Origin of the sequence: Magnetospirillum fulvum, from assembly GCF_900108475.1 — a bacterium.
Lineage (GTDB): Bacteria > Pseudomonadota > Alphaproteobacteria > Rhodospirillales > Magnetospirillaceae > Phaeospirillum > Phaeospirillum fulvum_A.
Genome location: NZ_FNWO01000021.1, coordinates 1 through 11,199, shown reverse-complemented (window position 1 = coordinate 11,199; position 11,199 = coordinate 1). Strand labels below are relative to the sequence as shown.

Sequence of the window (11,199 nt, the reverse complement as noted above, 5' to 3'; positions counted from 1 at the left end):
TTCAATGGAGATATCATCATGCGCGTTCAAGGTGCGGTAGTCCGCGAACAGGGTGTCACCTTCGCCATCGCCATCGTGAAAAAGCACGTCATCGATAATCAAGCCGAAGCGCGGCGGGCGATCAACGCCTTCACGCAGGTCTTCCCCGGCATGCCGGTCGTCCTGATGGCCCAGGACCACCGGGGCTGTCCCATCTATTACGGCCGCCAGGACATCTCACGCTTCCTAGCGAACGTGCCAATGCATGCGATTCCCTGGCGCGAATACACCTTAAATTGAAGGAGTAAAGAATAGTATGGCTACTTTTTTGACCCGCATCGAACGACATGATGCCAACTGGAATGACTACGTCAAACTCCATGTTGCGATGACGGCGCAGGGTTTTTCGAACACGATTATGACCAACGATGATACGGTTTATGAGCTTCCGCCAGCCGAGTATTACCTTAGCGGCAACCTGACTGCCGCCGAAGTGTTGAAGCGAGCACAAACCGCCGCTAGCTCGGTGAAGCACTCGCATGCTGCCATCATTAGTGAGACCAATAACTCGACGTGGAGCGGTCTCAAGCAGGTGACAAGAGCGGCGGGCACGCTGGCGAGCTCTCGCCGCTAAGGGAAGGTCCAAGGTCGATAGAATGAAGTCCCAACGCTGGGGGCACACCGACGAGCCGCTGTACGCCTTGTTTGGTGGAGAATTGGCGCGGTCGGCTAAAGGCGGTTATTTCGATGCCGCAGTTAGATAGCGGACGGACTGAAAACGGCCCAATTTTGCCATAGAAAGACGTAGACGCAAGCGACCGCTCCGGCCCAAAGCGGCGCTTACGCGCCGCCCTCGGAGCCGAATCTCCACACCGGGATGCCGAGCTTGCGGGCCTTGTCGACGAGGTTTTCGCTAATGCCGGAGCCGGGGAAGGCGATCAGGCCGATCGGCAGCACCTCGATCATCTGGTCGTTGCGCTTGAAGGGGGCAGCGTTCTTGTGCCGGGTCCAATCCGGCTTGAACACCACCTGCGCCACCTTGCGCGAGTCGGCCCAGCAGGCGGCAATCCGCTCGGCGCCTTTCGGACTGCCGCCATGCAGCAGCACCATGTCGGGATGCTTGGTCCGGACGCGGTCGAGCACATCCCAGATGCGGCGATGGTCGTTGCACTCGGCCCCGCCGGTGAAGGCGATCCGGGCCCCCGGAAGCAACAGCAACTGGGTGTCGGCACGGTGGCGGGCGGCGATAAAGTCCCGGCTGTCGATCACCGCGGCGGTGAGGGCGCGATGGTTGACCATCGAGCCGACGCGCGGCCGCCAGGAAGAACCGGTGACCGCCTCGTAGCGCTCGGCGGCAGTGTCGCGGAAGAACTCGAAGGCGTTGCGGCGCTCGATCAGACCGAGGCCCTGTTCGATCAGCCGCTCCAGTTCGACCGAGCGCACCTCCGAGCCGTTCTGTTCCAGCCGGGAGCGGTTTTGCGCCTGTTCGTTGGCGTCGAGATCGCGCTCGAGCCGGTCGATCTTGCGGTGGAAAATGGCGGCGAAGGACCACAGCAGGTCGGCGAGATCATCCTCGAGCCGGGTGTCGGCCAGCAGGGCGGCGAGGGCATCGACGATGCCGGCGAGTTCGCCCCGCACCATATCGGGCTCGGGCAACGGACGGGGATCGGGCTCGTCCTGGCCGGGGCGATAGCCGTAGAGGGTCAATTCGTCGAGCAGGCTGGCGGTGGCGGATTGGGGGTGAGCTTCCGGTTCGGTTTCGGGGGCAAGAAACGGGAGGGAGTTGGTGGTCATGGCGGGCTCCTCGTCGCTGGGACCGCGCCCATCGCGGCCTTCACGGGGATCCCTTGCCGGGGCCGATCCGGGCGCGCACCCGAGAGGGCCGAAGCCAACGGCGGAGGAGGAGCGGCCCGCGCTTTCTTGCTCCGCGAGGAGGCCGCAGGCCGGGGAAGAAAGCAAGCGGGGCGGTCCTTGCGCGCCCGGTCCGCGCCCTGGCAGATCCCCCACACGGGAAGGCCGCGGGCTGCGGCTCCGGACGTATCGGGGAGCCCACGACCGCCCCCCTTTCCGGTTTAGACCGGCCCGGATACCGGACACACGCCCTCGATCAGCCCCGGCCGCGATGACCGAAGACCCGCCGCGCATCGTCCGGGACGAGTTGCCCGGCCAGATGCCCCCGGAGCCAATCGGGGCCGAATCGCAGCAGATCGGCGTTGAAATCCTCGCCCCCCGGCAGCAGCGGCCGGACCTCGAGCCCCTGGGCGGCCCCGCGTGCGATCAGCCGCTCCACCGCAGTGCGACCGGCAGGATCGTTATCACGGGCGACATACAGGCGGACCAAACCGGGCGGGAAATCGAAGGCGGCAAGGTGGTTGGCGGACAGAGCGGCGACGACCGGCAGGGTGGGCAGAGCCGAGCACACCGCCAGCATGGTTTCGATCCCCTCCCCCGCCGCCAGCAGGTCGGCGACGGGACCGAAGCGGACCGCGTTGCCGAGCAGATGACCGAGCGCCCGACGCGGGGTGACGATCGGGGCCTTGGCCGGCCGGTCGCGGTCGAGCCAGGTCCGCTGCAGCCCGGTGATCCGGCCGGCACCATCGGTGACGGCGGCGAGCAGCGCCGGCCAGCTCTGCCGGGGGGCGTCGGGATGGGGACGGTACCACAGTGCCGGATGGAAACGCAGGGCGGGCAGATCGAGCCGGCCGGTGATACCGCGCGCCCGCAGATAGGCCTCGGCCAGGGTACTGGGCAGCGGCTGCCCCTGGCGAAACAGCCGCTGCGCCGCGTCGGATGATCCCGAGGCCACCGGCTGATGACGCGGAAAAACCTGCGGCAGCGAAAGAAACGCGCGGGCCTCGTCGCGGGCTGATGCGGGATCAAGGCCCCGGTTGATGGCGATCAAATCGAGCAGATCGCCGTGCTCGCCGGTCGATGCGTCGGTCCATTTGCCGGCGCGGTCGCCGGTCAGGCGGACATAAAGGCTGCGGCCCGGATGGTTGAGGACGTCGCCGACACACCACCACGCCCCCTGACGACGGCCCCGGGAGAGATAAACACGGCATACCGTCTCGGCCCGTTCTGCGAGCGAGCGGGCCAGATCAGACACCGACATGACGCACCTCCCGCGGACAGAACAGAAGCCCGGCACGGATGGCCGGGCTTCCGCAACAGGATGAAGGATGGTGGTCACTCAGCGGCCTGGGTCAGATAATCAGGCAGATCGACCGGCGGCTCCTGGACGCTCTCCGGCCCGGGTTCGGGCACGGGGCGAAGGATTTCCGGCAACCAGCCGCTGCCGGCCAGCAGGCGCTCGGCCTCGCGGGCCATGTCCGGTTTCCTCAGGTGGTCGATCAACTGCGCGGAATCCTCACCCTTGGCCTCGCGCACCGCTTCCAGGATCCGGGCCTTGGTGACCCGGCTGAGATAGGTGTCGACGGTCGGCACCCAGCCCGCCGCCGCCATGTCGAGCCCCACCGCCTGGGCGAGGCGATCGGCGTGGGAAAGACCGCGCGGACGGCGGTTCCACGGATCATGGATGGCGTTGACGGTGAGCGATGCGCAATGAGCGAACAACGCGGCCTGGCTGTCGCCGTCGAATCCGGTCAGCGCGTCCCACAGATCGGCGGGATCGGCCGGCAACTGCCCGAGCCAGTTCTGGTGGCGGGCGTCGATCGCCTTCGCCGAGGCGGTGTCGGCCAGCCCCGGCGCCTGGGCGGCGAAGGTCGCGCTCTTCGCCTCGATTTCCAGGCACGATTCGGCACCATGGCGGTAAAACGCGCGCAGGCATAACGCGTGCAGAACCGCCTGGAAGGCGACGTCCGGGGCACGGCCCAGGGCGTCGCGCAACGCCAGGGTCCGATGCGCGGTCAGTTCGGTGATCAGACGATCCGGCAGCGGCTTGAGGCCGTCTTCCTCCTCGGACGGATCGGCGGTCACGCTCGTGGCGCCGACCGCCAGCGGAATCGTCCCGGCCTGGACCGAAACGCTTCCCTCGGCATCGGGCACCGGGACGGGATCGGCCACCGGCTCGTCCTCGGGCCGGACATAGCCGTGATCGACCCGCAAATTGCCGTCGCCGTCGATACTGACGAACGCCCCGGCCCGAACGATCTCGGCCGGATCGAACGACAGCGGCCGGTTCTCGAACGCCGCCAGGGCGGTGCCGATCTCACTCAAGCGCAGATCGACCTCGTCGGGCACCTCGTCGGCCCCGGCATAGGTTTCGACCAAGCGGCTGTATTCCGCCTGAAGGGAATCAAGATCGGCCTGCTCCGCCTCGGTGAGGGGGAGCGGATCGCCATTGAGGGGACGCAGCTTATTGGCGTGGCCGTAGGGGAATTCCGGGGCGATTTCGATCCATTTCCACCCTTCCGCCCGCACCGTTTCAGCCTCGGCGGCGAGTTTCTCCGCCACCAGCCGGTCGAGCAGGGCCGGATCCTGCAGCCAGCCGCCATCGTCGTTCTGGAACAGATCGTGCTGCACCACCCCGCCGGCGGCCTCGTAGGCCTCGATGCCGACGAAGCGGGCCCGCTTGTCGGCAGCCCGCACCGCCCCCTCGGTCAGCAGCTTGCGGATATAATAGGGCTCGCGGTTGTAGGCGCGGACCAGACCTTCCCACACCTGCTCCTGGCGGGCATGGTCGGTGGTGACGGAAAAGGCCATCAACTGGTCGAGGGTCAGCTGATCCTCGGCATAGAGGTCGAGCAGCTTGGGCGACACCGCGACCAACCGAAGCCGCTGCTTCACCACCACCGGGGTGACGAAGAAGCGGGCGGCGATGTCCTCGTCGCCGAACCCCGCCTCGCGCAGGGTCTGGAAGGCGCGAAACTGGTCGAGCGGATGCAGCGGGGCACGCTGGACATTCTCGGCCAGGGAATCCTCCGCCGCCAGACCGTCGGTGCGGATGACGCAGGGCACCGGCGCAGTGCGGGCCAGCCGCTTCTGCTTCACCAGCAGTTCGAGGGCACGGTACCGGCGGCCGCCGACCGGCACTTCGAACAGACCGGTCTCGTTGCCGTCGCCGTCGAGGATCGGCCGGACGGTCAGGCTCTGCAGCAGGGTGCGGAGCGCGATGTCCTCGGCCAGTTCCTCGATCGAGAGTCCGGCCTTGATCCGGCGGACGTTGGCCTGGGACAGCACCAGCTTGTTGAAGGGAATGTCGCGGGAGGTGCTGAGGGTGATTTTCGCAAGGTTTGCCATGTCGGGTCTCCGCGACGGGCCGGCCGGGAAACTCTCGCGGCCTTCCGAACCCGTCACGAATCCCCTGCCCTCCTCTGCCTCTCCCTGGGGTCAATGCGTCCGCCGCCAGTCTTCCGGTGCCTCGAACCGGCCGGACCAGAGCCCCCGGCGGGCGAGACGAGCCCGCCCCTGCTCGAGGGGAAAGCCGCCGAAGCAGCCTTTGCAGGCCAACGCCCACCCCTGCTCTACCAGCCAGGCATTGAGGTCGGTGCCGCCGACCCGGCAGGTCGAGATCAGCCGATCCGCCGTATCCCGAGTGCGGGTCAGGCAGCCGACGGGCCGCTCGCCGATGTACTGGCGCAACGCGTCGGCGGCGGCGCGACCGCACGGCCAGTCGCGGTTTTCCTTGCTCCGGCAGGTCTGGCCGAGGTCGGGAGCATCGAGACCGTAAAGCCGCAGGGTCTGACCGGCGACGATGATGGAATTTCCATCGATCACCCGGGCCGGACCGGACAGATTGGGCTTGATCCCCGGGGTGACGGCCAACGCCACGAAGATCAGGGCGATGCCGATCACGCCACGCCGCACCAGCGGGCCCATCACGCCGCCTCCTGGCCATGCTGGCCATGGTCGCCCTCGGTCTCCGGCAGGAAACCGAGCAGATAATCGGCGGCTTTCGAAGCGGCACTGGCGGCGCGGATGATCGCCCGGTCGTCGTCGCGCAGCACCTCGATCCACGAGCCGATGTAATCGGCATGGCGGACGGTGGGAACGATGCCGAGGCTGGCGCAGGTGAAGGCGCTGGTCATTTCCGCCACCAGTTCCTCCTGGCCATACAGTTTCGAGCCATAGCTGCCCGAGAGGTTGCGGTTGAGCCGAGAGGGATGACCGCTCCAATGCCCCAGCTCATGCAGTGCGGTGCGGTGCCAGTTGATCGGCTCGAAATAGGATTCGGGCCGGGGCACCTGGATGTAATCCAGCGCCGGGCTGTAATAGGCCTTGTCGCCGCCAATGCGCAGGCTCGCCCCGGTGGCCCGGATCAGCCGTTCGGCCTGGGGCAGGATCAGTCCGTCGGGGATCGGCGGCGGGACGGTCACCAGAGCGTCCGGCAATCCGTCGCACTGGTCGGTATTGAAGACGGTGAAGCGCTTGAGAAACGGGATCGACTGGGCATCCTCGCCGGTTTCACGGGCCCGGCGGCGCGCCTCGTCGGGAACGAAGCGATCGGCATAGACTACGGTGGTGCCACGCTCGCCCTTGCACACCGACCCGCCCAGGGCCAGGGCCTGACGGAAGGTCAGCCATGTCTGGCCGGAAAAGCCGTGATGGAATACCGCCCCCCACAGAATCAGGATGTTGATCCCGGAATAGCGCCGCCCGGTCGAGGCATTCTGGGGCAGACCCAGACCGGCCCCGACATCGGACCGCCCCCACGGCTGGACCCAGGGCAGCCGCCCGGCCTCGAGCTCGGTGATGATCCGGCTGGTGATTTCGCTATACAGGCTGGTCCGGTCGCGGCCGGAAGAGGCACGGTCAAACGACATGGTCGGTCTCCCAGACGGACCGGCGGAAAGCCTCTCTCTCCGCCCCGGCACCCGTCGCGGATTCCCCACTCGCCCCTCCCTCTTTGACCCCGCGCCCCCGTCCCGGCTCATCCCAGCAGATCGCGGTAGCCGCCCTGGACCAAGGCGGTCGCGACTTGGATCAGCCGCCGCACCCGCAGCCGCAGATATTGCGACCGGCCGTTCCAGTCATCCCGCACGATGGTTTCACCAAACAGGGCCATTGCGATCTCGCGATGGCTGGCTCCGGCCGTCAGTCCGTCATAGGCCTGCAGCGCCAGAACCCAGCGGCGAGCGCGCGGCTCCGGCGGGAACAGCCCGAGTGGAAATCGTCCCCGGCGGCACAGCACCACCAGACGGCGCAAGGTCAGCGTCTTCACGTCGATCTGGGTGATCCCGGACAGGAGGTAATGCAGGCGCACCGGCCCGGCCAGCAACGTGCCGTAAGATCCATCGAACAGGGCGAAAACAGGATTTCGATCAATAGATGACAAACCGGGCTATGATGCGGTAACATTTACTAAGTCGGTTGTAGCCAATGATAATTGCGAAGGACTTAATCCCACAAAAAATAAATCGAAATTTTTACAAACCAAATGCACACAACAATACAAAAAATATCAGGAGGAAATGATGGACGACCCAATCTTAAATTCATACCTTAACGAATTTTCTAAATCATATGGTTTAAATTCGCTGCCAGAGCCCGAAATATTTGAATACTTTTCAGCATACTGCGTAATGCATCGAGACTTTTCAGAACGAACCGAGCTTAATGAAGTAGTTGTTTCAGGAGGACTTGACACCGGCATTGATTCCGCCGCTATCTTTCTGAATGACATTCATGTTACGACGCCTGCGCAAGTTACAGAGATTGCATCGCGTCAGCGTGTTGAAGCTGAATTTGTATTCATCCAATCAAAGACATCTCGTTCGCTTAATGCCGCAGAAATTGGCAGCTATTTACAGGGAATTAAAGAATTTTTTGGTCAGCGGTATATGCCAGCAAACGATTCAATTACAGCATTAAGAGAACTTTCTGATTCTGTATTTAAAGAAAGCGTTAAATTCAAATCAAAGCCGTTGCTTCATTTATACTATTGTTATGCGGGGCGTTTTCGGGACGATCCAGTTGCAACTGCGAGAAAGCAGGCTGGTATTGAGGAACTAAAGAATTACGGGTTATTTGCTGACGTTTTTTTCACATTTGTTGATGCCGATCGACTGCAAGAACGGTATCAGGAGGTCAATTTAAGGATTGAGAGAGAAATACAGATGAATGAATTCGCCTCTCTCCCACAGATACCTGGCATTCGTCAAGCATATTTAGGCCTGTTGCAATGCAAAGAGCTCGTAAAGCTTCTTTCAAATTCGGATGGCATGCTTCATAAAGCAATATTTAATGAAAATGTTAGAGATTTTTTGAGCAGCAATCCAGTAAACGATGAAATAAGCGCAACCATTGCTTCTCCGACTGAGCAAAGCAAACTAGCTGCCCTTAATAATGGGATTACCATTGTTGCCAGAGATGTGAGGCTTGTTGGAAAGAAATTTACACTTGCTGACTATCAGATCGTTAACGGATGCCAGACTAGCAATATCATTTTTAATAATAGAAATAAAATTCTAGACGATACGGCGGTCCCCGTTAAAATTATTGAAGTTGAAGACAGAGACATTGTTAATGATATAGTAAGGGCCACAAACAGGCAGACCGAAGTTAAAGATGAGGCATTTGTTGTTCTTGGTGATTTTCATAAAAAACTTGAAAGATTTTTATTAAGCATTGACGAGCCGCAAGACAAAAAAATTGTGTACGAAAGACGAAAGAGACAATATGCCGACACGCTTTACACGCCGCAAAATATAATATCCCTAACGTCGCTTACTAATGCGTTTGTTAGCTGCTACATTGAAGACCCTGTTAGCGCAAATGATTATTATGGCGTCCTTCTCAAAAAGTACAATGGAAAAATATTTATCGAAGAACACTCGATGTGGCCTTATCTACTGTCTGCTAAAATCCTGAGAGGGATTGAGAAGCTCTGCACAGGAAGCGCCAAAAAAAATCTTTGGAAATTTCGCTTTATCATCGCTCTTTTGGTTCGCAGAAGTTTTGGGGGGAAACCAATATTATCTAATGATGTGGCACAAAGAAAATACGCACAACTTGCGATTGATAAAATCAATAGACCCGACCATTTTATTCCGCTTGTAATCAACGCAGAGAGGAAAATAGCTGCGGCTGTTGGAATACAGGGTGCCGGTTTCGATGCTAGAAACGCGCACCAGGATCGCAAATTTGTTTCATCACTCTTAATTAATTAAGAATGAGATGAAGAGATCCAATGGAAGGGGGCGGACGTCACTTCGAGTAAGAACAGCACCTTGATCGACAGCCCTCCTTCGGCCAACCGGCGTGCCGTCGAATCGATCCGCTCGGCACCACGCGGGGTCAGGGTATCGAGCAACGGAAACAGTGTTTCTCCGGCCAGACGTCCCTGTTCCTGGGCCAGATGCAGCATCAGGGCGCCCTGCTCGCGCTCGGCGGCGTCGAAGCGCTGGACCAGCAGGACTGGAACGATGGAAAAGATCATGAACGCCACGATCAGCTTGACCGCGAAGGAACGAAAGTAGCGGACAAGCTCTTTACCCATGATCCACCCGCCAACTGTAGCCAAAGCCGGGATGGGCGGTGATCCGGTCGAAGTCCGGATCGATATCCCTGAATTTGGCGCGAATGCGCTTGATGGCGGCCCGCACGTTGACGCGGTAGCCATCGAGTCCGGTGCCGGCATGAAACCCCTTGCCCCGACCGGCATCGTATAGCGGTCGGAAGCCGACATCGCGTCCAGCCTTGCCGGCCAGAGCCAGGACCATCGCGAATTCGGTGACAGTGAGGTCGACGGGGCGATCCCGCCAGAAGGCGCGGCGGCTTTCACTATCGAGAATCAGGTCCCCGATCACGATCCGGTCGTCGGCGCTGGGCGAGCTCGCCCCCGGCGCACGGCCCAGAATGATACGAATCCGCCGCTCAAGGATGGTGAAGCCGCGCGACTTCTCAACGAAATCGACCGCACCGCCCAGAAGCGCGGCTTCCTCGAAGACCTGCTCCCCCAGCACGGTCAGGAAGATCACCGGCAGTTCGGGGCGAAGAGCCCGGAGCCACCCCAAGACCTCGATCCCATTGAGGCCGGGCATCTTCCAGTCGAGCAGAACCAAATCGGGCTTTTCCAGTCGGCCGAGTGCCGCCAGGAAGGCCTCGCCATCCCCCCATTCCTGCACGGCAAAACCGGCACCGGTCAGGTTGAGGATGAGGGATTCCCGGAACAGCGCATCGTCATCGACCAGGGCGATGAGGGGACGAGGGTCACCGGCCATGGGGCCGTCCGCTTTCGCGCAAGCGGTTGAGGCAGAGTGTTTCGGCGATGCCCCCGTCGATCTCGACGCCCAGAACCCGGAGTTTGTCTCCCACGATCTCGGGATAGAAGGAGAGATAGAAAGTGCAGGCCTTGCCGCGATATTCCCAGATCGTCGCCATCCCCCGAGCCGTCACGACCGACGGCGGCCCGAGCACCCCCTCCACATCATCGGGCGTGAGGGTTTTGAACTGCTCCATCCGCAAATCCGGAAGCGGCGGACCCACGGGGCGCTTTGCCGGCGGGGTTGGACGAGGGGGTGGCGGAAGAATCGGCGACGGGGCGACCGGTTCCGGAGCCGGCTCCGGTACGGGGGGCGGTGGAGTCGCGCAGGCAGCGACCATCCCGAGGATAGCCGCCACAACCAGACAATCCGGCCTCCGATGCGATATGGCGACGCCTCGGCAATATCTCACACGGAGATACAGCTTATGCGCTTTGATTTCTTTTGGTTGTGATGCAGATCACACGGCCGCGAGAATACCCCGAAATCCTCGCTCAGCCTGCACCTTGGGCGGCGACTTGGGCCCAGAAGCCGGTCTTCCGACCATGGGACTAACGCAACGCGAGCCGGTAGGCGTCATGGGGATCGAGCCCGTCCCAATCGTCGATATCCGAAACGGCCGCAGGCCCCTTGGTTACGGCCAGGGCGGCCTTGACCCGCTTGCGGAAAGCCGGGTTGCCTTCCGCCTCCTCCAGGATCAACCGGGCGAGCACGTCCGGCCCCAGGGCGATCAGGGTTTCAGGAGAAAGAGAGGTCTTGCCGGCCATGGGTTTCCGTCCCGCTTGAACTTCGAAAATCGGGCGACCATGGCAGCGGAGACGGTATGGGGTCAAGCGCGGGTGGCGGGAGGATTCCCGCACCAAATACGCTTTCGTCCGTTACCTATGTGTTACCTGCGGCGGAGTGGAGACACGAAAAAGGCGTTAGCCATTTGAGCTAACGCCTTGATTTCGTTGGATAATTTTGGTTGCGGGGGCAGGATTTGAACCTGCGACCTTCAGGTTATGAGCCTGACGAGCTACCGGGCTGCTCCACCCCGCGGTGATGGTTTTGAGCG

13 protein-coding genes and 1 tRNA gene are annotated in these 11,199 nt (G+C 61.7%); 3 read left to right on the top strand and 11 right to left on the bottom strand.

The features are described from left to right. Positions 1 to 18: 18 nt before the first annotated feature. Both BLW40_RS16530 and BLW40_RS16525 read left to right on the top strand, forming a co-directional pair. Entirely contained in the window at positions 19 to 279 is a 261-nt protein-coding gene (locus BLW40_RS16530) for a hypothetical protein (protein ID WP_074770621.1), read from the top strand. Between the two features lie 16 nt (positions 280 to 295). Further along, on the top strand, positions 296 to 613 hold the full coding sequence (locus BLW40_RS16525) for a hypothetical protein (protein WP_074770619.1): 318 nt from the start codon (positions 296 to 298) through the stop codon (positions 611 to 613). A gap of 206 nt (positions 614 to 819) precedes the next feature. On the opposite strand, the gene BLW40_RS16520 is transcribed toward BLW40_RS16525, so the two are convergent. The 6 genes from BLW40_RS16520 to BLW40_RS16495 form a co-directional block, all read right to left on the bottom strand. Then, positions 820 to 1,773, bottom strand: a complete 954-nt coding sequence (locus BLW40_RS16520; RefSeq protein WP_074770617.1) for a DUF2493 domain-containing protein — start codon at positions 1,771 to 1,773, stop codon at positions 820 to 822. 313 nt (positions 1,774 to 2,086) lie between these two features. Further along, complete coding sequence (locus tag BLW40_RS16515) at positions 2,087 to 3,091, bottom strand: DUF7146 domain-containing protein (protein ID WP_074770615.1); 1,005 nt, start codon at positions 3,089 to 3,091, stop codon at positions 2,087 to 2,089. A 74-nt stretch (positions 3,092 to 3,165) separates the two neighbouring features. Further along, on the bottom strand, positions 3,166 to 5,178 hold the full coding sequence (locus BLW40_RS16510; protein WP_074770613.1) for a ParB/RepB/Spo0J family partition protein: 2,013 nt from the start codon (positions 5,176 to 5,178) through the stop codon (positions 3,166 to 3,168). 90 nt (positions 5,179 to 5,268) lie between these two features. Further along, on the bottom strand, positions 5,269 to 5,757 hold the full coding sequence (locus BLW40_RS16505; protein WP_244511240.1) for a thermonuclease family protein: 489 nt from the start codon (positions 5,755 to 5,757) through the stop codon (positions 5,269 to 5,271). Next, entirely contained in the window at positions 5,757 to 6,701 is a 945-nt protein-coding gene (locus tag BLW40_RS16500) for an ArdC family protein (protein ID WP_074770609.1), read from the bottom strand. Before BLW40_RS16500 ends, BLW40_RS16505 begins: the two co-directional genes overlap by 1 nt. 107 nt (positions 6,702 to 6,808) lie before the next feature. Beyond that, the gene (locus BLW40_RS16495; RefSeq protein WP_074770608.1) at positions 6,809 to 7,156 is read right to left on the bottom strand and encodes a DUF2285 domain-containing protein; all 348 of its coding nucleotides are present in this window, start codon (positions 7,154 to 7,156) and stop codon (positions 6,809 to 6,811) included. A 196-nt stretch (positions 7,157 to 7,352) separates the two neighbouring features. Between BLW40_RS16495 and BLW40_RS17250 the strand changes: the two genes are divergently transcribed. Next, positions 7,353 to 9,047 carry an AIPR family protein gene (locus tag BLW40_RS17250; RefSeq protein WP_170834608.1) on the top strand — a complete coding sequence of 565 codons (1,695 nt, stop codon included), beginning with the start codon at positions 7,353 to 7,355 and terminating at the stop codon, positions 9,045 to 9,047. On the opposite strand, the gene BLW40_RS16485 is transcribed toward BLW40_RS17250, so the two are convergent. The 5 genes from BLW40_RS16485 to BLW40_RS16465 all read right to left on the bottom strand — a co-directional run bounded on the left by BLW40_RS16485 (position 9,044) and on the right by BLW40_RS16465 (position 11,183). Continuing rightward, positions 9,044 to 9,376: a hypothetical protein gene (locus tag BLW40_RS16485; protein ID WP_074770605.1), complete on the bottom strand. Its 333-nt coding sequence runs from the start codon at positions 9,374 to 9,376 to the stop codon at positions 9,044 to 9,046. The genes BLW40_RS17250 and BLW40_RS16485 overlap by 4 nt on opposite strands. After that, a complete protein-coding gene (locus tag BLW40_RS16480) occupies positions 9,369 to 10,100 on the bottom strand; it encodes a response regulator transcription factor (protein ID WP_074770603.1) in 732 nt (243 codons plus the stop codon). Before BLW40_RS16480 ends, BLW40_RS16485 begins: the two co-directional genes overlap by 8 nt. Continuing rightward, positions 10,090 to 10,338: a hypothetical protein gene (locus tag BLW40_RS17245; RefSeq protein WP_083386845.1), complete on the bottom strand. Its 249-nt coding sequence runs from the start codon at positions 10,336 to 10,338 to the stop codon at positions 10,090 to 10,092. Before BLW40_RS17245 ends, BLW40_RS16480 begins: the two co-directional genes overlap by 11 nt. Before the next feature lie 355 nt (positions 10,339 to 10,693). Then, positions 10,694 to 10,909 carry a DUF6880 family protein gene (locus BLW40_RS16470; RefSeq protein ID WP_074770599.1) on the bottom strand — a complete coding sequence of 72 codons (216 nt, stop codon included), beginning with the start codon at positions 10,907 to 10,909 and terminating at the stop codon, positions 10,694 to 10,696. Between the two features lie 197 nt (positions 10,910 to 11,106). Beyond that, positions 11,107 to 11,183, bottom strand: a tRNA-Met gene (locus BLW40_RS16465). Positions 11,184 to 11,199 lie beyond the last annotated feature (16 nt).

What these genes read in the sequence shown, in the direction of transcription:
- BLW40_RS16470 (WP_074770599.1), bottom strand. Translation starts at nt 10,909, where the DNA reads ATGGCCGGCAAGACCTCTCTTTCTCCTGAAACCCTGATCGCCCTGGGG.
- BLW40_RS16485 (WP_074770605.1), bottom strand. Translation starts at nt 9,376, where the DNA reads ATGGGTAAAGAGCTTGTCCGCTACTTTCGTTCCTTCGCGGTCAAGCTG.
- BLW40_RS16500 (WP_074770609.1), bottom strand. Translation starts at nt 6,701, where the DNA reads ATGTCGTTTGACCGTGCCTCTTCCGGCCGCGACCGGACCAGCCTGTAT.
- BLW40_RS16505 (WP_244511240.1), bottom strand. Translation starts at nt 5,757, where the DNA reads ATGGGCCCGCTGGTGCGGCGTGGCGTGATCGGCATCGCCCTGATCTTC.
- BLW40_RS16530 (WP_074770621.1), top strand. Translation starts at nt 19, where the DNA reads ATGCGCGTTCAAGGTGCGGTAGTCCGCGAACAGGGTGTCACCTTCGCC.
- BLW40_RS16510 (WP_074770613.1), bottom strand. Translation starts at nt 5,178, where the DNA reads ATGGCAAACCTTGCGAAAATCACCCTCAGCACCTCCCGCGACATTCCC.
- BLW40_RS16525 (WP_074770619.1), top strand. Translation starts at nt 296, where the DNA reads ATGGCTACTTTTTTGACCCGCATCGAACGACATGATGCCAACTGGAAT.
- BLW40_RS16520 (WP_074770617.1), bottom strand. Translation starts at nt 1,773, where the DNA reads ATGACCACCAACTCCCTCCCGTTTCTTGCCCCCGAAACCGAACCGGAA.
- BLW40_RS16515 (WP_074770615.1), bottom strand. Translation starts at nt 3,091, where the DNA reads ATGTCGGTGTCTGATCTGGCCCGCTCGCTCGCAGAACGGGCCGAGACG.
- BLW40_RS17245 (WP_083386845.1), bottom strand. Translation starts at nt 10,338, where the DNA reads ATGGAGCAGTTCAAAACCCTCACGCCCGATGATGTGGAGGGGGTGCTC.
- BLW40_RS17250 (WP_170834608.1), top strand. Translation starts at nt 7,353, where the DNA reads ATGGACGACCCAATCTTAAATTCATACCTTAACGAATTTTCTAAATCA.
- BLW40_RS16480 (WP_074770603.1), bottom strand. Translation starts at nt 10,100, where the DNA reads ATGGCCGGTGACCCTCGTCCCCTCATCGCCCTGGTCGATGACGATGCG.